This is a genomic window from Rhodococcus sp. DK176 (genome assembly GCF_038447315.2).
Taxonomy (GTDB): Bacteria; Actinomycetota; Actinomycetes; order Mycobacteriales; family Mycobacteriaceae; genus Rhodococcus_F; species Rhodococcus_F jostii_A.
Genome location: NZ_CP118321.2, coordinates 3240189 through 3261785 on the forward strand (window position 1 = coordinate 3240189; position 21597 = coordinate 3261785).

18 protein-coding genes and 1 pseudogene are annotated in these 21597 nt (G+C 66.1%); 4 read left to right on the plus strand and 15 right to left on the minus strand.

The features are described 5' to 3' along the window. Positions 1 to 17: 17 nt before the first annotated feature. The 3 genes and pseudogenes from PSR88_RS15305 to PSR88_RS15315 form a co-directional block, all read right to left on the minus strand. Positions 18 to 929 (minus strand): acyl-CoA thioesterase domain-containing protein, encoded by a 912-nt coding sequence (locus PSR88_RS15305; protein ID WP_029539045.1) that lies wholly within the window; start codon positions 927 to 929, stop codon positions 18 to 20. Between the two features lie 4 nt (positions 930 to 933). Beyond that, positions 934 to 2026 (minus strand): annotated as a pseudogene (locus PSR88_RS15310) (CaiB/BaiF CoA transferase family protein); the annotation flags it as partial. Positions 2027 to 2076: 50 nt separating this feature from the next. Further along, positions 2077 to 2319, minus strand: coding sequence for an acyl-CoA dehydrogenase family protein (locus PSR88_RS15315; RefSeq protein WP_411755678.1), 243 nt, complete (start codon positions 2317 to 2319; stop codon positions 2077 to 2079). On the opposite strand from PSR88_RS15315, the gene PSR88_RS15320 reads away from it, so the two are divergent. Next, a complete protein-coding gene (locus PSR88_RS15320) occupies positions 2260 to 2631 on the plus strand; it encodes a hypothetical protein (RefSeq protein ID WP_029539043.1) in 372 nt (123 codons plus the stop codon). The genes PSR88_RS15315 and PSR88_RS15320 overlap by 60 nt on opposite strands. A gap of 40 nt (positions 2632 to 2671) precedes the next feature. Here PSR88_RS15320 and PSR88_RS15325 read toward each other — a convergent pair whose 3' ends face one another. From PSR88_RS15325 to PSR88_RS15360, 8 genes are all read right to left on the minus strand, one after another. Next, complete coding sequence (locus tag PSR88_RS15325; RefSeq protein WP_029539042.1) at positions 2672 to 3100, minus strand: hypothetical protein; 429 nt, start codon at positions 3098 to 3100, stop codon at positions 2672 to 2674. A gap of 608 nt (positions 3101 to 3708) precedes the next feature. Further along, positions 3709 to 4962: an amidase family protein gene (locus PSR88_RS15330; RefSeq protein WP_237724051.1), complete on the minus strand. Its 1254-nt coding sequence runs from the start codon at positions 4960 to 4962 to the stop codon at positions 3709 to 3711. A gap of 90 nt (positions 4963 to 5052) precedes the next feature. Then, positions 5053 to 6414 (minus strand): FAD-binding oxidoreductase, encoded by a 1362-nt coding sequence (locus PSR88_RS15335; RefSeq protein ID WP_016882164.1) that lies wholly within the window; start codon positions 6412 to 6414, stop codon positions 5053 to 5055. 20 nt (positions 6415 to 6434) lie between these two features. Then, on the minus strand, positions 6435 to 8021 hold the full coding sequence (gene mdlC / locus PSR88_RS15340; RefSeq protein WP_011595658.1) for a benzoylformate decarboxylase: 1587 nt from the start codon (positions 8019 to 8021) through the stop codon (positions 6435 to 6437). Positions 8022 to 8209: 188 nt separating this feature from the next. Continuing rightward, on the minus strand, positions 8210 to 9673 hold the full coding sequence (locus PSR88_RS15345) for a benzaldehyde dehydrogenase (RefSeq protein WP_011595659.1): 1464 nt from the start codon (positions 9671 to 9673) through the stop codon (positions 8210 to 8212). 120 nt (positions 9674 to 9793) lie between these two features. Next, positions 9794 to 10681: an AraC family transcriptional regulator gene (locus PSR88_RS15350; protein WP_148228388.1), complete on the minus strand. Its 888-nt coding sequence runs from the start codon at positions 10679 to 10681 to the stop codon at positions 9794 to 9796. A gap of 92 nt (positions 10682 to 10773) precedes the next feature. Beyond that, positions 10774 to 12042: an alpha-hydroxy-acid oxidizing protein gene (locus PSR88_RS15355; protein WP_016882162.1), complete on the minus strand. Its 1269-nt coding sequence runs from the start codon at positions 12040 to 12042 to the stop codon at positions 10774 to 10776. Further along, complete coding sequence (locus tag PSR88_RS15360; RefSeq protein ID WP_148228389.1) at positions 12039 to 13376, minus strand: MFS transporter; 1338 nt, start codon at positions 13374 to 13376, stop codon at positions 12039 to 12041. Before PSR88_RS15360 ends, PSR88_RS15355 begins: the two co-directional genes overlap by 4 nt. Positions 13377 to 13600: 224 nt before the next feature. On the opposite strand from PSR88_RS15360, the gene PSR88_RS15365 reads away from it, so the two are divergent. Both PSR88_RS15365 and PSR88_RS15370 read left to right on the plus strand, forming a co-directional pair. Continuing rightward, positions 13601 to 14491 (plus strand): LysR family transcriptional regulator, encoded by an 891-nt coding sequence (locus PSR88_RS15365; RefSeq protein WP_011595663.1) that lies wholly within the window; start codon positions 13601 to 13603, stop codon positions 14489 to 14491. Positions 14492 to 14794: 303 nt separating this feature from the next. Beyond that, a complete protein-coding gene (locus PSR88_RS15370; RefSeq protein WP_016882160.1) occupies positions 14795 to 14944 on the plus strand; it encodes a hypothetical protein in 150 nt (49 codons plus the stop codon). A gap of 451 nt (positions 14945 to 15395) precedes the next feature. On the opposite strand, the gene iolG is transcribed toward PSR88_RS15370, so the two are convergent. The 4 genes from iolG to PSR88_RS15390 form a co-directional block, all read right to left on the minus strand. Then, complete coding sequence (iolG, locus tag PSR88_RS15375; RefSeq protein ID WP_011595665.1) at positions 15396 to 16403, minus strand: inositol 2-dehydrogenase; 1008 nt, start codon at positions 16401 to 16403, stop codon at positions 15396 to 15398. Between the two features lie 67 nt (positions 16404 to 16470). After that, a complete protein-coding gene (locus tag PSR88_RS15380) occupies positions 16471 to 17370 on the minus strand; it encodes a sugar phosphate isomerase/epimerase family protein (protein WP_011595666.1) in 900 nt (299 codons plus the stop codon). Continuing rightward, positions 17367 to 18452, minus strand: coding sequence for a Gfo/Idh/MocA family protein (locus PSR88_RS15385; RefSeq protein ID WP_011595667.1), 1086 nt, complete (start codon positions 18450 to 18452; stop codon positions 17367 to 17369). Before PSR88_RS15385 ends, PSR88_RS15380 begins: the two co-directional genes overlap by 4 nt. Positions 18453 to 18642: 190 nt before the next feature. Next, on the minus strand, positions 18643 to 20250 hold the full coding sequence (locus PSR88_RS15390) for an IclR family transcriptional regulator (RefSeq protein ID WP_011595668.1): 1608 nt from the start codon (positions 20248 to 20250) through the stop codon (positions 18643 to 18645). Positions 20251 to 20507: 257 nt separating this feature from the next. Between PSR88_RS15390 and PSR88_RS15395 the strand changes: the two genes are divergently transcribed. Continuing rightward, entirely contained in the window at positions 20508 to 21584 is a 1077-nt protein-coding gene (locus PSR88_RS15395) for a maleylacetate reductase (RefSeq protein ID WP_016882159.1), read from the plus strand. The last annotated feature ends 13 nt before the right edge of the window (positions 21585 to 21597 follow it).

Sequence of the window (21597 nt, forward strand, 5' to 3'; positions counted from 1 at the left end):
CTAGGGGAGCCAAAACGTCACCCGGACAAACCCGCCGGGGCTGTAACAACCGGGTGCGGGTGGGGTTGCGCCGCCGGAACATGCGGTTGTCGCTGCAGGGTTCTGCGATCGTTCTCGATGGCGGACACCGTGCAGATCCCCAGAGGGCCGTCGCGATCGAACATGGTTGCCGAGCCCACGGCGACTCCGTCGCACGCGCGGTGACTGTCAGCTTCCAGTCCGAGTTCGATCCCCGCCGGCAGCCTGGTCAGCGCCAGAGTGACGTCACCGTTGATGTAGCCGATGCCCTCGGTGCCCATGTTGGTCACCAAGTTGGTCAAGTCGGCGACCATTGCCGCACGCACGAACGGGGTGGTCGCCTCTCCTTCGATCACCGACCAACCTGTCGTCCAGATCCGTTTCCGATCCGAGGTTCGCCAAGCCGGTCCGCCTTGCGGCAACGGCTCCCAGTCGGCATCCACCCCACTGGTGCCGATCAACCGCTCACCGGGATGTTCGGTCGGCGAGGGAGGCTGCGGGACGCGGGAGTCGACCCAGTGCGCTCCTGCTGCGTTCCTCGATCTTCGGTAGAAGGCAACCGTGGCCCTGGCCACCAATTCACCCGACTGAATCAGTTCGGCTTCGACAAGTCGAATTCGGTTTCCCCACCGGATGATCCGTGAGCGAACATCGATCCGACACATCCTCACCGGACGAAAGAGATCCGCGGTCACTCGGGTGGCGAAGAACTCATCCTGCTCGTACTCACCCTCGATGGCGTAGGCAAGCAAGCCCAGCACCGCCGGACCGGACACCATGTCCGCCGACCATCCGCTGACGGCGGCCGCCCTCGGCTCGTACCCCGAACCCTCACGGGCGAAGAAGGGTTGAGCAGTGTTTGCCGATCTGACCCCCGCCTGTTCCACCTCGAGATGCGCGCCGGCAGTCACTCCAGCTCCACAGTGTGGCGGCGTCGACCGCTTCGGTGGCCGGGACGTCGGGAAGGCCGGGCTCGCTGCGGGAGAATCGCGGCGCGGGCCGGTGCTGGGTGACCCGGTCCAGTTCGACGAGGGATCCGCGGGCTGCGATGTGCGGGTTCTGCGGTGCCTCGGCGAAGGTCAGCACCGGTGTGGTGCAGGCGTCGGTGCCGTCGAAGATCGCCGCCCACTCGTCGCGGGTCTTGGTGAGGAACACCTCGGTGAACTGTTTCTGCAGTTGCGGCCAGCCGCTCCGGTCGTTCTGGGCCGGTAAGTCGGCCGGGTCGAGTCCCAGGCCCTCCAATAGCAGTGCGTAGAACTGTGGTTCGACCGCACCGACGGCCATGTATCGGCCGTCCGCGGTTTCGTAGGTGTCGTAGTACGGCGCGCCGGTGTCGAGCATGTTCACCCCACGCTCGTCCGACCACCGGCCCAATCCGCGGAAGCTCCAGATCATGTGCGACAACGCCAGGGTGCCGTCCACCATAGCCGCGTCGACGACCTGGCCCTTGCCCGACGTGTGACGCCTCGATCAGCGCGGCGAGGATGCCGAACACGAGGAACATCGAGCCGCCGCCGAAGTCGCCGACCATGTTCAGCGGCGGCACCGGGCGCTCGCCCTTCCTGCCGATCGCGTGCAGCACACCGGTCAGCGAGATGTAGTTGATGTCGTGGCCGGCCGTCTGCGCGAGTGGACCTTCCTGCCCCCAGCCGGTCATCCGGCCGTAGATCAGGCGCGGGTTGTGCGCCAGTGCGACGTCCGGGCCCAGACCCAGGCGCTCGGTGACGCCGGGGCGGAAGCCATCGATGAGCACGTCTGCCCGCTCGATGAGGCCGAGGACGAGTTCGATGTCGGCGGGGTCTTTGAGATTCGCTTCCACGACGCGGCGGCCGCGCTGGGTCTGGTCGCGGGGCTGCCCGGCTGTCGGGAGCAGGCCGGCCCGCTGGACGCGGACCACGTCGGCGCCGAGGTCGGCGAGCAACGTCGCAGCGTGCGGGCCGGGACCGATGCCGGCGAGTTCGACAATGCGGACACCGATGAGTGGTCCGGTGCCGGTGGTGGTCGCCATGAATTCTCCCTCTACTTCTGGGCGATGGAACATCTTGTGACGCTGAATGTTCAGCCGACTCGAGCGGGTTGCGTGGTGGACAGCAGGGTGGGCAGTGCCCGAGCGAGGTTGCGCTCGTGGATCTGCGAGGCACCCTCGTAGATGCGCAGCGCCCGCACGTCACGCCACATGCGCGGCACCGGGTGTTCGCCCACGATGCCGGCTCCGCCGAGCACCTGGACCGCCCGGTCGGTATGGGCGAGAGCGCAGTGTCGAATGCGGCGATTGCCGACGCGGCGGAACTGCTGACGCAGAAGGCGGACATGCTGCTCGAACGTCTGGCGGACCGGGTGATGGCCGCTCCCACACCGGGTTCGAGGGCCTGGTACGCGCACCGGAACACCGCCGCGGACTCGGTGAAGGAACGGTTGCTGGTGCGGATCGCGATCGCGCACCAGGCGCATTTCGACCTCGCCGAGGACATTGCTCGCGCCCGTGCGGCCGGCGCCGGGTGGGCAGAAATCGGCGAAGCCACCAGCCTGACCGCCCACCAGTCCCGCAAGCGGTGGGACACCACCCCGGCCGCATCACGCCGGCAGGAAACCGGTCAGCTCGCCATCTGGTGACCCCTGATCGCCGTGCAGGCTGGTTACGTAAGCCGCTATCTCACGGGACATTCCAGGTGCCCGCGCCGGGCAGTGCCGTGACGGCAACGCCGGACCGGCCGTCGACCGTCATGGCGGCAACCAGGATTCCCGAGCCGGTTACGACGGGAGTCGGCTTGACCGCCGGGACCACGGTTCCCCCCACCCCGGTCGACATATTGCGCCAGTGCACGGTGCAGAAGCAGTAGCCGACGAACTCGGTGATACCCCGCCTCTCCGGGTCGGTGCGCACCGTCACCTGCGTGTAGACGAGGCTGGGCAATCCCGTGGGCAGAGTCGTGATCCCGACGACTGGCACCGGAAGGGCGGTGTCCGCGGGCGCTGCGCTCGCGACCGGCGCCGCGCTGAGGAAGAGAGCACCCAGTCCGACCAGGACAGCGGTGATCGACATCCGGCGTCCGGGTAGGGCGTGCGAGGTATGACGTCGCATCGGATCCTTCCTCCCATCAGAACCCTCATTCGTTCGCCCGCGGACACCATCGGCGGCGCGCGAGGGATCACCGATGCCGTCGTCACGCTCTCGTCATTCGTTACTTTCCGACCTCACCGGGGACAGACCCGTACTCCGCCGGGGTGAGTGGCCTGATAGGTGCGGGCGGCCCTCTTCTTCGCGGAATTCTTCGTCATCGCGGTCCAATTCACTACTCGAGGACGACGCCCCGCATCCGCCGCCACGGTCAGTGACGGATCGGCTGTCGCAGATCCAGCGGACCTTGCCCTCGGGTGCCACCGAAAATGATGATGCGGGCATCACGGCGGCTCGGGGTCAGCCGTGCAACAACCGGCTCTGACCGATGAACCTAGCAGCATCCGACGACATCACCTGCGAAGCGGTTCAGCATCCACCACCCACCTCGACCGACCGACGGACCGCCTCGGATCAGACGCGTGAATCACGCCGCCGTCAGTCGGGCGGTGATGGATCCGAATGCCCAGATCAGTAGCGCCTCGATGGCGATGAGTGCTGCCATCTCGCCGTGTGTCGCGACACGACCGTTCCCGGCGGTGTTGACCTGGCTCGGAAACCACTTGTCGGCGTCAGCGGTGAAGGATGCCGCTGATCAGGGCACCGACGGTGAGCAGCTGGTGGTCCTCGAAGAAGCGGCCCTCGAGGCAGAGGCCCACCGACAATCCCTCAGCGGTCGACCGGCCGGGGACGGTCAGCATCGGGACCCCGGCGACCGAACCCGGCGCTGAGTTGCGGGTGACCGTGGGGAAGACCGGCCGGGGTCGCCCGTTGACGTCGATGGTGTCGTCCTGTCCGATGAGGGGCGGGAGAACGTGAACGGTGGGGGCGATCAGCGCGTGCACTCCGGTGGCGGCAAATGTCTCCTCGTACAGACGCCGAAGTTGCCACCGTCTGCGGCGGGCCTGCTCGTATGCCGATGCGGTGACCCGCGTGGCTGCGATGGACTCGAAGATCGCCCGCACGTCCGGCGACCCGATCGCGTCGATCAGATCCGCGACATCGACGGGGCCCGTTTGTCCGCGACCATTGTTCACCCGCGCCGCCAGCAGGCGTTCAGCCTCGTAGAACACCAATTCGATACCAGGCTCCGCGGCCAGGGACAGATCGTCGGGCATGCACAATTCCACGATCTTCACACCGCTCGCGCGCAGGTCGTCGAGCGCGAGGTGCGTCGCCTCGGCGACCGCGGGTTCCATGTCGTCGTATCGGCTCGGGACGGTTCCCAGTACCAGATCGGTTCGGTCGGGCGTGTCGATCGCCGGACTCGTTCTGGTGATGACGCGGTCGACGAGGCGCACGTCCTCGACGGTCCGGGCGTGAATGCCGATCGTGTCTCGCGACGACGACAGGTTGACGACGCCGTCGCTCGGGTAGCGGCCGGTGGTGGGACGGAATCCGACGATCCCGCAGAACGCCGAGGGGATGGTGACCGATCCTCCGGTGTCGGTGCCGAGGCTGAAGGGCACCGTTCCCAGTGCCACCGCCGCAGCGCTGCCTCCGCTCGATCCGCCGGCCACGCGAGCGATATCCAGCGGGTTCCGGACCGGGCCGTAGGTGGCGTTGTTGCTCGTGATCCCGAACGCGAGTTCGTGCAGATTGGTCTTGCCGACGACCACCGCTCCGGCCTCACGCAACGCGCTGACCACCCCGGCGTCGCACTCGGGGACGTCGAGTGCGAACAGCGGGCTCCCGCCGGTGGTGGGCATGCCGGCTACGTCGATGTTGTCCTTCACCGCGAACGGCACACCCGCGAGCTCACCGTCGGTGACCGCTGGATCTGTGTGGTCCACCACCGAGATGTAGGCGTTGTGCGAGCTTCGCACGGCCGCCGCCGCGCGGTGGCAGTCACCCAGAAGCGTTCGGCGCCTGTGTGGCTCGAATCCGATCCATTGGCTGAGCGTGAAAGTCATCGGCTAGAACCCACGGCCGGGATTGAGCAGCAATTTCGGATCGAGTGCCCGTTTGATGCTCGCCTGCACATCGAGCGAGACGTCGTCGAGTTGACGGGTGAGCCACTCCCGCTTGAGTTCTCCCACGCCGTGCTCACCGGTGACGGTTCCGTCGAGGGCGAGCGCTGCAGCGCAGATGCGGTCGGCGGTGACCATCGCCCGATTGCGGGCGTCCACACCGAGGTCGGGGAGCAGGAGCATCGGGTGGACGTTGCCGTCACCGGCGTGACCGACGGTAGCGATGCGGACCCCGGTGTCCTCCGAGATGTCGGCGATGGTGGACAGGAGTTCGGCCAGCCGTGTTCGCGGAACACCGACGTCTTCGATGATGGTCGGGAATTGCTCCATCGTGGCCCACCCCGCGAGCCGCCGGGCCTGGAGCAGCATCTCCGACTCCGCGGGATCCGACGTCGACACGGACAGGTCGGCCCCGGCCTCGTCGCAGCACGCAACCATCCGATCGACCTGGGCGAGCGCGTCGGCTCCGTCTGCCTGCCCGATCACGAGAAGTGCCGCCTCCCGGTCTAGATCCATTCGCTGATAGTTCTCGACCGCGTTGATCGTGGCGTTGTCCATGATCTCGAGCATGCTCGGGGTGACCCCGGCGGCGAAGATGGAGTTCAAAGCCCTGCCGCCGGCGTCCAGTTTCGGGAAGCTCGCCACGAACGTTGCGGTGGCGGCAGGCTTGGGTCGCAGTCGGAGAGTCGCCGAGGTGATGATTCCGAGGGCACCTTCGGAGCCGACGAAGAGCTGGGTCAGGTCGAGACCCGCGACGTTCTTGACCGTCTTTCCGCCCGTGCGGAGTACGCGTCCGTCGGCGAGAACGACTTCGAGTCCGAGAACGGAGTTGCGGGTGACCCCGTACTTCACGCATCGCATGCCGCCGGCGTTGGTCGCGAGATTGCCGCCGATCGTCGACACTTCGAAGCTTCCCGGGTCGGGTGGGTAGAACAATCCGGCGTCCGCGACCGCCCGGCCCACGTCTGCGTTGACGACTCCTGCCTCGACCACCACGGTGTGGTTCGTCGCGTCGAACTCGCGGATCGAGTTCATGCGTTCCATGCTCACCACCACGCAGTTGTCGAGGGCGGTTGCTCCGCCGGACAACCCGGTTCCTGCGCCGCGTGGCACGACGACGGTGTCGGTCTGCGTGGCCCACGTCATGATGCTCGACACCTGGGCGGTGGTCCGGGGACGCAGGACGGCGATCGGCTTGCCTGCGGCCACCAGGTCGGCGCTGTCGCGGCGGTAGCCTTCCATCGTGTCGGGGTCGGTGACGACGATGTCGGCGGGAACGAGTTCCTTCAGTGTCTCGATGAGATTCATGCGTAATCCTGGTTCGTCGTTCACGATTCGTCGAAGTTCGTGCGCACTTCGATCAGGGTCGGCGCGTCGGCGGCCAAGGCGGACTTGAACGCGGTGGTGAAGTCTTCGGCGGTCGCGACCGCCGTGCCGCGCACGCCGTACCCTTCGGCGAGGTGGACGAAGTCGATTCCCGGCACGTCGAGGCCGGGAGTCTCGCCGGTGTTCAGGATCTTCGAGAAGCCGCGCAGCGCACCGTACGTGCCGTTGTTCAGGATGATGATGACCACGGGGATCTTGTACTGCGCGGCGCTCCACAGAGCGGTGATGCCGTAGTTGGCGGAACCGTCGCCGATCAGGCCGATGACCTGACGGTCCGGGGAGGCGAGTTGCGCCCCGACAGCGGCGGGAAGCCCGAAACCCAGACCTCCGGACGCGGGGAAGTAATAGCTGCCCTGGTGCGAGAGATCCATCTGCGACCAGAACGCGTCGGATGTCGACGTCGACTCGTTCACGTAGATCGCGTCGTCCGGAGCGCCCGCCCGGACCAGGGCGAACAACTGCGCGGGATCGAGGCCGGCACCGACCGAGACAGCCTCCTCGAAGTCCCCGAGCGGGGGAAGTGGGGAGCGGTCGCTGGGTTTCACCATGTTCGCGAGGATTTCGAGCGTGCTGCCGACCGGGGCGACGTACGCCTCACCGATCGGGGCGCGCGCCGCTTCTCCGCCGTCGTCGGTGACGTGGATCAGCCGCGCGCCGCCCGGGAGGTAGTTGCCCGGAACGTACTGGTGGTAGCGGAACACGGGTGCGCCGACGACGAGGATGAGATCGTGCCCCTCCAGGGTCTTCGACAGGTCAGCGACGCCGGCGGGCAGCACGCCGCGGAAGCTCGGATGGCGCGTCGGGAAGGGGCAACGTGAGGGGGACGGGGCGATCCACACGGGTGCGCGGAGTTTCTCGGCCAGGAGCACCGCATCGGCGTTGGCACGATCGGCGTCGACCGCCGGTCCGAGCACGAGTACCGGGTTCGTGGCCGACTCCAGAGTCTCGATCAGATCGTTGATCTGATCACCGGACAGGGAAGCGGCACTGTGCACCTCGCGCGCGAGGAGGCCAGCGGATTCCGGGGGAGCCTCCGCGGCCCAGTCGTCGTAGGGAACCGACACGTAGACCGGACCCTTCGCGGGCAGCAGCGCGGTGTGGATGGCCTGATTGATTGTGCGCGGCACGTCTTCCGCGCACGTGGGCTCGCTGCTCCACTTGACCAGCGGCTTCATCAGCGTGCCTGCGTCGACGTTGGACAACATGACTTCCTGCCCGATCGTCGAGCGAACTTGCTGGCCCGCGGTGACGACGAGGGGGCTGTGTGAGTAGACCGAATTGGTCAGCGCGCCCATGGCATTGCCGGAGCCGGAAGCTGCGTGCAGATTCACCAGAGTCGCCTCACCGGTAACCAGCGAGTACCCGTCCGCCATCGACAGGACGGCACCTTCGTGCAGACCGAGCACGTAGCGGAAGTCGTCGGGCATTCCGGAGAGAAAGGGGAGTTCGTTCGATCCCGGGTTGCCGAACACGGTGGTGAGCCCCCGGGCCCGCAGCAGTTCGTACGTCACTTCACTCACCGTTGCCATCGGTTCTCCCTCGTGTGATCGGCGACACCGACTGTGTCTCCGCGTCCACGCTAACGCTGCTGGGACAATAGCTCCAATGAATGTTTCCAATAGGGGCATAGATGCTATTCATGTATTCGGTGAACGCAGTCTGCCGGCCGACCGCGGTGTGTCGCGATCGGCCGGCAGATCAGTGAGGTGCGTGAGTGTCAGAACGGGAACTGTTGGGCCACAGAGCGGCTGGTGCGCCACTGCCATTGGGTGAATTCGTCCCAGCTGCTCTGCGTTCCGAATCGCGTGCCGTTGCCGGACGCTCCGGTACCGCCGAACGGCGCATACGCGTCGTTGTTCAGGGTCTGGTCGTTGATGTGGACCATGCCCGTGCGGAGCTGATCGGCCAGCCGCTCCCCGCGTTCGACCGAACCCGTCTGAATAGCGGCGACCAGGCCGTACTCGGTGTCGTTCGCGACGGCGATCGCTTCCGCCTCGTCCTTGACGACCACGACGGGAGCGACCGGACCGAAGATCTCTTCCTGGAATGCCGGCATCGCCGGGGTGACGCCCGCGAGAACGGTCGGCCGGTAGAAGAGTCCGTCGAACGTTCCGCCCGTGCGTATCTCGGCACCGGCGTCGCGGGTTGCCCGGACGATGCGATCGACGTTGGCGACCTGGTGTTCGTTGATGAGGGGGCCGAGCGCGACCTGTCCGGTGTTCGGGTCCCCGACCGGGAGGTTGGCGGCGCGCGCCGTCAGCTTCTCGAGGTACCGATCGGCCACCGATTCGAGGACGATGTGCCGGCCTGCCGTCATGCAGACCTGGCCCTGGTGGAGGAAGGAGCCCCAGGCGCCGGCCGAACTCGCGGCATCGAGGTCGGCATCGTCCAGAACGATCAGGGCGTTGTTGCCGCCGAGCTCGAGGGAAACACGCTTGAGCGTCCGTCCGGCGGTCGCGCCGACCTGGCGTCCGACGGAGGTCGAGCCGGTGAACGAGATCAGGGAGACGGCAGGGTGCTCGGACAGCGCCTGCCCGGGCTCGGCGTCCCCGGCGAGTACGTGCAGTACTCCCTCCGGCAGCCCTGCCGCCGCGAACAGCTGAGCGATCACGACGCCGCCGCTGATCGCGGTCTGCACGTCGGGCTTGAGGACGACCGCGTTACCGAGAGCGAGGGCGGGTGCGACCGCTCGCATCGCCAGGACCAGCGGGAAGTTCCACGGGCTGATGACGCCGACGACACCCAACGGAACACGGCGTCCGATGCTGACGCGGCCTTCCTGGCTGGTGGGCAGGAGGTGACCCCACGGCTGGGTGGGCAGGGCCGATGCTTCCCACAGCTCGGAGAGAACCAGGTCGACCTCGAAAGCGGCCTTGCCCGGGACGGCGCCGCCCTCGCGGATCAGCCAGCGTTCGACCTCGGCGCGGTTCGCGTCGAGTGTCATTGCGGCCTTGCGTAATACGTCCGCGCGGGCGTGACCGGTGCGGGCGGCCCAGTCCGGCTGTGCGGCCGCGGCGCGGCGGGCGGCGCGGTCGATGTCGGATGCGTCCGCTGCGCCGATTTCACCGAGTACGGCGCCGGTGGCGGGCTCGGTCACCTTGATGCTGCCGCCCGAAGCGGTGACCCAGTTGCCGTCGAAGATCTTGCCGGACCAGGTCTCGCCGCCGAGAAGGTCAGTCATGTCAGCTCCCATTCATAGAGTCGATAACGTCGATCACTTCACGGGAACGAAGCGATGTGGAACACACTGTGCCCTTGACGTGGGGGCCCGTGTTGTCCCGGAGCGACAGGATTGTTGCCGTCAGGCGACAGTGTGGGGGAGCGCCTGGTGACGGGCGTCCGACGGCGTCATCCCGTACTCGGCGCGGAACGCGCGCGTGAAGGCGGGTGCGTCGTAGAAACCGTATCGCGACGCCAGCGACGAGATGGTGCGGTCGTGCAGATTCGGGTTGGTGAGGTCCCGGTGCACGCTCGCCAGCCGTTCACGGCGGATGACCGCACTGAGGGTGTGGCCGTAGTCGGCGAAGATGCGCTGCAGTGTGCGCGGCGACATGTGCAGTGCCGATGCGATCGAGCCGACGCTGAGGGCCGGGTCGGCGAGATTGCGGCGAACATGGCGGAGGATCTGGTCCCGAACCGCGGACGAGGGCGGGGCCGGGCGGGTCTCCGGTGCGGTGAGTACCGCCGACACGAGGCTCATGCCGGCGTCACCGAGCAGGGTGGCGGCGGAGGGGTCCACGTCGGCCCCCTCCGCGACCGCGGTGGTGACGAAGTGCTCGAGGAGCGCGCCGGATCCGGCTCGCACGTCGTAGGTGCGTTCCAGACACTCCCGGATCTCGTTCGGCGTGAGAACGAACGAGTGTCGTGGAAACGTGACGACGGAGCACGACCAGGTGTCCGTGAAGGACAGTTCGTACGGCAGCGCGACGTCGTACATCACCGCACGACCTCGGTCGACGACGAGTTCCCGGTCCCCTTGATGCAGGACTGCGCGACCCGTCTTCACCGCGCACAGCTTCAACGACTCGGACGGGTTCCGCCGAGCGGCCCGGGGGCTGCGGCTCAGCACCTGCGGTGTCCCCGAGATCGTGAAGGCCTCCACGTTGCCGAGCAGGACCGCCTGCATCGCCCCCGTGACCGGGGCGTCCGAGGCAAGTCGAGGTGCGAGTCCACCGAATTCGGTGGACATGATCTCGCTCCAGGAGTCCGTCACTCGATTCACGTCGGCATCACCACACCACATCTTCGCCTGCACGACCGTTCCGCTCGAACATTATGACGCTAGGTGGGCGGGGCGCCTCGGGGCACCGGGCCGAGATCCTCCACCGAGTCGCCGCTGTTCGCCCCGAGAAAACGTACGTGCTCCGGGGTGAGTTCGCCGATCGTCCGGACACCCGTCAACTGGAGAGTTCGGACGATGTCGTCGCGCAGGATCTCGATGGCACGTTCGACTCCGCGCCGCCCGCCCGCCATCAGTCCGTACAGGTACGCCCTGCCGACGAACGTGAAGTCGGCCCCGAGCGCGAGCGCGGCCACGATATCGCCACCGGTGAGGATCCCGGTGTCGAGGTAGATCTCGGTGTCCGAACCGGTGAGTGCGTCCTTCACCCGTGGCAGCAGACGAAGGGGCACCGGTGCACGGTCGAGCTGCCGGCCCCCGTGATTCGACAGGACGACGGCGTCGGCGCCGTGCTCGGCGCATCGGCGGGCATCGTCGACCGTCTGCACGCCCTTGACGACGAGCCGTCCGCCCCACTCCCTGCGCAGCCAGTCGAGATCGTCGAAGGTCAGGGTCGGGTCGAACATCTCGTTGATGAGCTGGGCGACAGAACCCGGATAGGAGTCGAGGGACGCGAAACTGAGCGGCTCGGTGGTGAGGACGTCGACCCACCACCCGGGGTGGCGCGCGATGTCTGCGAACGTGCGCGCGCCCAGGGCCGGAGGGACGGTCATCCCGTTGCGCACGTCGCGCAGTCTGGCGCCTCCGACGGGGGTGTCGACGGTGACGACGAGAGTCCCGTATCCGGCGCGGTGGGCGCGGTCGACGAGTGCCATGGACTTGTCGCGGTCACGCCACAGATAGAGCTGGAACCACCGCTGCGCGTCCGGCGCCGCGGCGCCGACTTCCTCGATGGACGCGGTGCCCATCGTGGAGAGCACGAACGGCATGCCGTACTTCTCGGCGGCGCGGACACCGGCGATTTCACCCTCCGAGTTCATGAGTCGGGTGAACCCGGTCGGGGCGATTCCGAACGGCAATCCGCTGACGTGCCCGCCGACCGTGGTCGAGATGTCCGTCGACGAGACGTCACGCAGGATCCCGGGCTGGAATTCGATGTCCCGGAAGGTGCTACGTGCCCGCCCGAGCCCGATCTCCTGCTCTGCTGCGCCGTCGACGTAGTCGAACACCATCCGCGGTACGCGCCTGCGGGCAATCTTTCGCAGATCCCCTATGGTGCAGGCTTTGTCGAGTGCCACCTGCCGGCGCTCCAGGCTCGGGCGTTCGAATCGAACGTAGGGCTTGACGCCCGCCCAGGAGGGGGTCTTCACGTCGTTGCATCCTGCCGCGCGATTCCGGGCACCGCTGCGGCCTGTCCGACGGCCGCATTGTTCCTCTGCCGAGGGACCAGCAGTGCGGCGATCGCGCCGATGACGGCGATCAACGCGAACAGATAGAAGGCGGGTGCGACATTCGATCCGTTGGCGATCACCAGACCGGTCAGCGTCGGACCCGTCACGCCGCCGAGCCTGCCAACGGAGGCAACCCACGCTGTTCCGGCCGCCCGGCTCGATGCCGGGAAATACGAGGCGGCGAAACCATAGATCAGCACCTGAGCGCCGATCGTTCCGGCACCGGCGACGAAGGCGAGGGCGAACAACAACCACGAGGACACGTCCGTGCTGAGGACCAGGATCGCCACCGCGGCACTCGCTAGTGACGCGGCGGTGACAGCTTGCGGGCCGATCCGGTCCGACAGCCGGGACGCGAACAGCGGCACGATGATGGCCCCGGCATTGAGGACCAGCAGGAACGTCAGTGCGGAGCTGCTGCCGAATCCGGACGACTGCATCAACTTGGGCAGCCACGTGTTCAGCGCATAGGTCAGCAGCAGCCCGCATGCACTGAGCAGCCCGAACAGCAGGGTCGCGCGCCGCAACTCCCGGGTGAACAGGGCCCGCGGCCCCACCTTCTCACCCGGGCGCGGGGGCTCCGGACGATCGATTCCGGCGCGGTCGGCGATGCGGTTCGCCTCGTCGACCCTGCCGCGGGCGAGCAGGAAGCTCGGCGACTCGGGCAGCAACTTCAGCATGATCGGCACGAACACCAGGAGCGGTACGAGGCCGATCCAGTACATGGCCCGGACACCGAACGCGTCCACCACCACGAGCCCGAGCAGGGACGCCAGAACACCGCCGCCGGGGAAACCGGCCCACACGATAGCGCTGTAGGTGTGGTTCTTCCCCTTGGGTGAGAACTCGACCGCCATGGCGGCGGCCAGTGGAATGAGTGCGCCGACCCCCACACCGACGAAGAAGCGTGCCACTCCGAACAGTGTGGCGTCGGGGGCTATGGCGCACACGCCCATCCAGGCCGAGAACCACCCGGTGGCCGTGATCATCAACGTTCGGCGCCCGAGACGGTCGGCGATCCCGCCGACGAGGATCGAGCCAACCAACATTCCGACGAGCGCGTAGCTCCCGATCACTCCGGCTCGTGCCGGGGTCAGGTTCCACGCCGGGTCGGCGAGCATCGACGGGAGGGTGGTCCCGTAGGCCACCATGTCGTAGCCCTCGAACACGACGGCCAGCAGGCACAGCAGAAGCACGACGCGCGCCGATGTCCCGGCCCCTTCTCGTTGTCCCGTGGCTGATTGATCGCTCATGTCGGCTTCTCTCTCGCAATGGTGTGAGGGTTCATCGGGGCGACTGGCGAGTGGCCGTCGGGTCTGGCTGCGCCACACCGAACCGGGGACCTACGCCGACCATTCGCCGGCTGAGTTGCCCCCGGAGGCGGCCCTCGCTGTGCTGCACGTCACGGTATCCGCCGGTCGGGAATAGCTCCAATGAATGTTTGACATACCCCCATCGATGGTGTCTATTGCAGTTCATGACCGACTTCGACCTGAATCTCGTGCGGACGTTCCTGCTCCTGTACGAGACACGGAGCGTCACACGCACTGCCGAACGCCTCTCGCTCACCCAGCCGTCGGTCAGCCACGCCCTGAGCCGGATGCGGAAACAGTTCAACGACAGCCTCTTCAGCCGATCGCCGTCAGGTCTGCAGCCGACGGAACTGGCGAGTGCGATGTATCCGAGGCTTCGTCAGGCGTTCGAGGTCATCGACACCACGGTAAGCGGTGTCGGCCAGTTCGATCCCGCGACGTCGCGCCGCACCTTCCGACTGCACGCCACCGACCTCGGTGAAGTGAGTCTGCTGCCGCCGGTGCTCGGTCTCGTCGCGGAGACTGCTCCCGGGGTCGACGTCCACATCATTCCGCTCAACTTCGCCGTGGTCGAGACCGAACTCAGGCAAGGTCAAGCCGACGCCGTCATCTGCACCCCAAGGATCACCGCCCCCGACTTCGAACGCGACGTCCTGCTCCGTGACAGCTACTGCGGAATCTGCAGCGCATCGCATCCGCGTGTCGGAACCGATCCGACGCTCGACGAATTTCTGAGCGAGCGTCACGTTGCCGTCGATGTGAGCGCCGGCCACACGGACGTCGACCGGTCGCTGTCCCTGCTCGGCCACTCGCGCGACGTCGCGTTGCGTATCGCGCATTTCGCGGCGCTACCGCAGCTGATCGAGAAGACGCCCCATCTCTCGATCATCCCCCGGTCGGTCTCCGACAAGTTCCGCCGGATGGCCGACGTGAAAACGTTCGAACTGCCGTTTGCCGTTCCCGCTGTCGAGATTTCGCTCTACACCTACAAGAGGGTCCTCCCGGACCCCGGCACCGAATGGTTCCGCGCCACCGTGCGAAAAGCCCTGGGCTGACTGCTACTCGACGTCCCGCTCTGCTCCGCATTCGAGAATGGGGATACGGGACAGCTCCAGGCGCTAAATATGGTGGTAGGAAGCGCTTTTCAAAGTATCGATAACGGTTATTATGTCAACTAAACTGCACCGCACTGCATCCGATGAGTCAAACGCGCCCCCTAACTCCGCACCGAAAATGTCGCCGGCTCGGCTTTCGTCGCGCGCGAGGATTTCAAGCTCATCCGGAATACGCTACCGGTGACTAGCGGCACAGGCCGACTTCGACAACGTCGCCGAACACTGGCAATCACGATCGCCACGGTGGCAACCGCACTCGCGGTTCCCTACCAGCGCGTACGACGTCTGGAGATCGGGCAACGCCTCGACCCCGATCTCTCCGCCCACTACTCGCGGTGGCTCACCGACCGCGAGCAGCAGTCCATCTCCCTATCCCTCGTCGACACGGCTTGACAGCAATAGGGAGCATCCATCTTCATAGACGCAACCGCATCTTGGGTCCGCGGCATGCACCGCATCGCCGATAAGCGTGATTCGGCCCCGTGACCAGGTCGGTAGCGGAAACCGGAATGGGAACCGCACTTGCGCTCGAAGATGGGAGGGACGTCGCCATAATGCTGGGCGAGCACCACTACCTCGATGCTCACTATCTGCACGCCGATCGGCGGAGCAGGCCGACAGCCTCAGCGAAGAGATCGACCCAAATCGCACCGATACCGATACCGATACCGATATCGGTTCGACGTCGATGGGTCGGGACGGATGACACAGCGATGGTCGCAGCCTCGGAGCGCACGCGAACTGATCGAAGTGGCGATGCGGACATGCTCGGGCATTCCCGCACCACCACTTCTGGATGTTCCATTGCTCGCCCGGCTAGTGGGCGGATAACCGACGGAGACGGTCAGTCGGTGATGGCGACGGTCTTGCCAGTGGCAGCCGATTCCGCGGCCGCGTTGGCGAGGACGAGTGCGGCCACACCGTCGTCGAATCCGGGTGAGCATGGGTCGCCGGTGCGGATGGAGAGGGCGAACGCGTCGAGTTCGGCGCGGTAGGCCTGAGCGTAGCGTTCGAGGAAGAACGGGAAATATGCGGGGGCTTCCTCGGTGCCGTTGCTGCCGTACCGGCGTACTGTCGTCGGCGCGACATTGCCGGCAGTCAGCATGCCGGTGGATCCGAAGGCTTCGAGGCGCTGGTCGTATCCGAAAGCGCAATGGCGCGAGTTGGTGATGTTGACGATTTCGCCGTCGCGTCCGCGCAGAATGATTGTCGCAGCATCGAAGTCGCCGAGCGCTTTGGTGTCGTCGTGGAAAGAATTGGTGCCCATAGCCGACACTTCGACGATGTTCGGGAGGAAGAAGCGCGCCATGTCCAGGTCGTGAATGGTCATGTCGCGAAAGATTCCGCCCGACGCAGCAATGTAATCCCGCGGTGCGGGTGCGGGATCGCGACTGGTGATCAGGAGTTGTTCGAGTGCACCGATCGCTCCGGCGGCGACCTGCGTGCGGATCGAGGCGAAGTGAGGGTCGAAACGCCGGTTGAAGCCGAGCATGATCGGGACGGCATGTTCTTTGATGCGTTCGCGACAGTCGAGGACGGTGTCGATGTCGAGGTCGATGGGCTTTTCACACAGCACGGCCAGACCGTGCGCTGCAGAAGCGGACATGAGATCGACGTGTGTGGGCGTCGGTGAGGCGATGACGACGCCGTCGAGGGTCGAGTCGGCGAAGACCTCGTCGGGGTCTTGGACGGCGCGCCCGGCGGTTCGTGAAGCCAGTGCACGAGCACCGTCGATGAACGGGTCGGCGATCATGACCAGCTCGAGTTCGGGGTGGTCCGCGATGTTACGGGCATGTACCTGCCCGATGCGGCCGGAGCCGAACAGGGCGAGACGTAGTTTGGTGGAAGACACGTCGGTCCTTTATAAGTGGGTTCGGTCGTCCGCGGTGCGACGACATTCGGAAAATGCGATCGGGACGTCAGGACAGTCTGGCGGCCGCTTCGAACGAGGCGAGCGCGGTGGCGCGTGCCTTGATCAGGCCCTCTTCGACGGGCGTGCGGCGGTGTTCTTCGGAGATGATCTCGACGCCCCACTTGCCGGTGTAGCCGGCGTCGAGCGTGCGACGGATGAACGTCGCTGTATCGAATGCGCCTTCACCGCAGTACTTGCGGTAGTTGGTCGAGTCGTCGAAGACAGCGGCCAAGCCGGTGCGCCGCTCATCCGTTCCGTCGTCGATTTCCACGTGCACGACGCGATCGATCGGCACCACTTTGTAGAGTTCGTCGTGCGACAGGCCCGCTTTGTAGGTGTGCCATATGTCGACCAGAAGCCCCGCCGAGGGGCTGTCGGAGCCGGTCACCACGTCGACGGCTTCATGGGTGGTGCGCAGATGGGAGAACGGTGTTGCCTCGAGGGCCAGCCGGACTCCCGCTTCTTCTGCTTCGTCGGCCAGGTCGGAAAACGCGCTGACCAGAGTGGCCAAAGGCAAGGGTTCGTCGGTCATTCCTGCACCGGCTTTGATGTGACTGGCGCCGAGCGCGGTGGCAGCTTCGAACAGGTCTGCGCGTACGCGGTCCGCGGCGGCGCGTTCGGAGCCTGTGGTCCACCAGTTGTCGAGGAATTCGACCTCGACTGTTCCAATGCCCGCGTCGCGGATCAGCTGTGCCAGGCGGTCGTAGCCGATGGTGTCGCGCGCATTGATCAGGTCGGTGTGTACCAGGCCGATGCCGGCCCATCCTGTCTTGGCGACCAAGGCAATGCGCTCTTCGATGGGCACGGGGCTGGTTTCGTCGGGGAGTCCGGGTGCTGTGTTTCCTGCGCTGACCCAACAGGTGGCGATGAGTTCCGGTGTCATGGTGTCCTCGTTCTGGTTGTTCATGCAGACTCCACGTCGATGGCGGCGCCGCGCGACTTCTCGGAGCGGTAGCAGGCATCTACGATGCGAGCGACGGACAATGCGTCCGACACCGGTGCGACGTTGGGTGCGCCGTCACGAATGCTGTCGACCCAGCCCTGCATTTCGATGTGGAAGTTACTGATGTTCTCGAGTTCAGGGAGCTCGGAGAATTTGTTCGCTTCGGTGCGGGCGAAGGGCGGGGTGAAGTGGCTCTGTGTCCATTCTGTCCACCCGGCTCTGTATCCGCCTCGGTCTGCGTCGACGTAGACCTTCAGTCTCTGCGGAAGGATACCGACCTCGATCACGCCGTGGGTGCCGTGGACGATGATGCGCGAACTCTCGAACCATTCGAGCCGGTCGTGACCGTCGAAGCTGAACGTCATCGACATGTCCGGGTAGTTGAGCAGTACGGCAGCTGAATCCTCGCGGCTCTTCTCGTCCGACAGGCGAGCGCTCTTGTGTACTCGAGCGTTGACCGATTCGGGTGCACCGAAAACCCGTACCAGCGCGTCGAGCATGTGGCATCCGAGGATCCAGAGCACACCGCCCATGTCGGCGGGTTGATTGAGGTGCTGGGTGAGGTGTTCCCCGGCCAGTGCGGCTCCGCGTGCGGAGACGGTGACGACCTCGCCGATGACGCCGGACTCGATCAGTTCCTTGGCGCGTGTCACCGACGGGGCGAGCCGCACGTTGTAGCCGATCTGCACGATCTGGCCGGGCTGGGCGGCAACCTCGGCGTCGCGCAACGTCACAAGATCGGCGACGGTCCCGCCGCCCGGCTTCTCCACGACGACCGACTTGCCCGCGTCCAGGGCTCGCAGCGCGTGGGGCACCATGTCGCGGCTCTTGGAGTGAACCATGATCGCGTTGATGCTCGGGTCGCCGAGCACTTCGTCGATGCTGCGGGCTTCGAGGTCGTATTTGTCGGCGAAGTACTTCAGGCGGGAGTCGTCGTCGGCGGCGGCGATCACGGAGACGCCGTTGATCTCGCGCAGTGCTCGCACTCGCGCGGACGCGTGCGGGTGGGTGATGCCGAGCAGGCCCACCACGATCGGATCGGACACATCGTCTCCTGTTGCTTTGGGACCGCTCCGGTGTGCGAGAACTTATTTGTGCGGGCGGTCGCGGGTGTTCGATGAGGTACATATGGCACCGGGGCAGAATGAATCCGATGGATTCGGTCTGCGGGTGCCGCAAGCCACTGTCACTGAGTGGACGAGTCGTCCATAGTGTTGCATGCTGCTTTGCAGGGGGTCAAGAAGGTAGTGCGTTCGCCGCCGAGGAGCGCGGGGCCTCGGATAGTCGTGCGACGTCGAAGCCCAGGTACCGAGAGAGTTCGGCTGCCCCCCAGAGCACCAGATCCGTCACGGATCGGCCGTGCGCTGGCTGTGCCAGTACGCCGTCGCGCAGGCCGCTGACCGACAAGGAGGCGGCAACATCACCGCGATGATCGAAGATCGGGGCGCCGACCGCGGCGATCCCGGGCGTGACGGTGTTGTCGCTGAGCGCGAAGCCGAGCGATCGGATCTCATCGAGTTCGGCGTAGAGCGTCGAGCGCGAACCCATGTGCAGCAGGTCCTCGCTGAGCGCCGCGGAGGCGTACTCGTCCCACGCCGCGCGGTCTTCGAACGCAAGCAGTGCCCGCGGCGCGGCGCCGACGTGCAAGGGCAACGACCGACCCAGCCGCAGAACGCGGCTGTTCACTCGTATCCCGTCGACGCGTTCGATGCACACCGCTCGCGTCCCGTGCCGAACGCACATGAAGGTGGTCTCGCCCGTAGCCTCGTGAATTGCACGCAGCACCGGCCCCGCGGCGCGTCGAATGTCGAGGCGACGGGTCAATTCGCCGGACAATGAGAGCAGCCGACCGCCGACGCGGTATGCGCCCCTGTGCCCGATCTGTTCGACCCAGCCGATCTCGGACAGGGTCGCGAGCATGCGATACACCGAGCTGACCGGCTCGTCGAGGATTTCCGTGAGGCGGGTCGAGGTGGCGATGCGTTCGCGCGCAAGCGCTTCCATCAGCGCGCCGGCCCTCACGATCAATGCAGGGGCGCGTGTCTCCGACGGCTGGGCCACCCCGTTGTGTGTCGCGTCGGACCGAGGGCCCGTCGCCTGCGCGCGAGCCATCGCAGCAGCCAGTGCTTCGGCCGCAACGGTGAGGACCCGCCCAGCTACGTCTTGTTGGGCCAACACACTTTCCCGCAGACCCGCCACGGCAATTGCGCCCGCTACACCTCCGTCGTCTCGACGCACCGGTACCGCCACCGATGCCACGCCTTCGACCACTTCGCTGTCGTCGACGCTCCATCCGCGCGCGATCGTGTTGTCGAGCAGCTCTCGCAGATCCTGCGCCGTCGTCGGAGTGCCGGACGCGAGCCGGCCGAAGGGCGCACCAGCGCATACGCTGTCCTGCACCTCCGGACTCTCGAACGCCAACAGGGCACGCGGCGCCGCACCGGCGAATCGTGGAAGCATCCGCCCCGGCCCCAGATCGAGCATGTCCACCACGGCGCCGTCGACCTGGTCCAAGCTGAGCACGCCATGTTCGTGAGGTACGCAGAAAAACACGTTCATCCCCAGCTGTTCGCGTACCCACCGCAGCTGGCGGCGGAGTTCACCCTTGTCGACGAATGCCTCCACCGCAGCATCGGACCACCGCAACAGCCCGATTCCTAGCTCCAATCGACCCTCGCCTGCCTGACGAACGACAGATATCTGCTCGAGCGCGGTCAAGATGCGGTAGACGCTCGGGCGCGGTTCGGCGACTACTTTGGCCAGCTCCGCAGGTGTTGACGGGCCGAGTCGCGCAAGTTCGTCGACGATCTGACCAGCCTTGGTGAGAAGTTGTATGGCATTCACTGGTCGACTCGTCCTCCATGTCAGGGCCTGCGTAGCTCGCGCCGATCTGCAGCGGCACCGGGCCACTGTTCACGACCGCCAAGATCATGCCGACACCGGTTGGCAGCCGGAACTGCGCCGCAGTTGCGTGGGTCACTCTCTCGGCTATGTTGATGATACTGTGTGAACATCTTGTCCACGACATGATACTAGTCGATTCGGGCGAGGTAGGCGGGAAGCCTCCGCGAAACCAGTCGACGTGTGCCCAGGAGAACCAGATGACCTATGACTTCTTGTACGACGCGAACCCCATGCGGGTGCGATTCGGGGCCGGAGCACTCACCTCGCTACCGGACGAGCTCGATCAGCTCGGACTCGAGCGCGTCCTTGTTCTCTGTTCACCAGGCCAGGAAGAGACTGCGGAGCAGGTGGCCTCCATCCTCGGCAACCGGTGCGTGGGCACCAGAGCAGATGCCGTGATGCATGTTCCTGCCGAGGTCGCCGCACGCACGAGCGCCGAAGCGGTGACTCTCGGCGCCGACGGCTGCGTCACTGTCGGCGGAGGCTCGGCCATCGGACTGGGCAAAGCCATCGCCCTCGAACACGGCCTGTCCATTGTCGCAGTTCCCACCACCTACGCAGGTTCCGAAATGACTCCTGTCTGGGGCATGACGACCAACGGACGCAAGGAGACCGGACGAGACCCGAAGGTGTTGCCGCGCAGCGTCGTCTACGATCCCGACCTGACCATCGGCCTTCCGGTCGAGATGTCCGTCACCAGCGGCATCAACGCCATGGCACACGCGGTCGAAGCACTCTACGCGCCCGACATCAGTCCCATCATCGCTCTGATGGCCGAAGACGGCGTGCGGGCACTGGCCTCCGCGTTGCCGAAGATCTTTGCCGCGCCATCGGATTCGCAGGCCCGAAGCGACGCGCTCTACGGGGCGTGGCTGTGCGGCGCGACACTCGGCGCCACGACGATGTCGCTGCACCACAAGCTGTGCCACGCGCTCGGCGGCACCCTCAACCTTCCGCACGCCCCGACCCACTCCGTCGTGCTCCCGTACGTTCTGGCGTTCAACCAACCCCACGCCGCCGACGCCGTCGCAGCACTCTCTCGGGCACTTCCCGGTACCGCAGACCCCGCCACGAGGCTGTGGGAACTCGCAGGCGATCTGAAAGCGCCGCGCTCTCTCGCCGAACTGGGAATGAAAGAAGACGACATCGATCGCATCGCCGAGGAGGCGACAAGCCGCTCCTACGGCAATCCTCGCCCGATCACACACGCAGCGGTCGCCGCCATCGTGCGCGCGGCATGGGCAGGTGAAGCACCCACCGACTTCGACGCCTAGACCGCGACCGTTC

Bases quoted from the DNA above. Each gene is read 5' to 3' on its own strand.
- PSR88_RS15320 (WP_029539043.1), top strand. From the start codon at position 2,260: ATGGGCGAGAGCGCAGTGTCGAATGCGGCGATTGCCGACGCGGCGGAA.
- PSR88_RS15325 (WP_029539042.1), bottom strand. From the start codon at position 3,100: ATGCGACGTCATACCTCGCACGCCCTACCCGGACGCCGGATGTCGATC.
- PSR88_RS15335 (WP_016882164.1), bottom strand. From the start codon at position 6,414: ATGAATCTCATCGAGACACTGAAGGAACTCGTTCCCGCCGACATCGTC.
- mdlC (WP_011595658.1), bottom strand. From the start codon at position 8,021: ATGGCAACGGTGAGTGAAGTGACGTACGAACTGCTGCGGGCCCGGGGG.
- PSR88_RS15345 (WP_011595659.1), bottom strand. From the start codon at position 9,673: ATGACTGACCTTCTCGGCGGCGAGACCTGGTCCGGCAAGATCTTCGAC.
- PSR88_RS15350 (WP_148228388.1), bottom strand. From the start codon at position 10,681: ATGTCCACCGAATTCGGTGGACTCGCACCTCGACTTGCCTCGGACGCC.
- PSR88_RS15360 (WP_148228389.1), bottom strand. From the start codon at position 13,376: ATGAGCGATCAATCAGCCACGGGACAACGAGAAGGGGCCGGGACATCG.
- PSR88_RS15365 (WP_011595663.1), top strand. From the start codon at position 13,601: ATGACCGACTTCGACCTGAATCTCGTGCGGACGTTCCTGCTCCTGTAC.
- PSR88_RS15380 (WP_011595666.1), bottom strand. From the start codon at position 17,370: ATGAACAACCAGAACGAGGACACCATGACACCGGAACTCATCGCCACC.
- PSR88_RS15395 (WP_016882159.1), top strand. From the start codon at position 20,508: ATGACCTATGACTTCTTGTACGACGCGAACCCCATGCGGGTGCGATTC.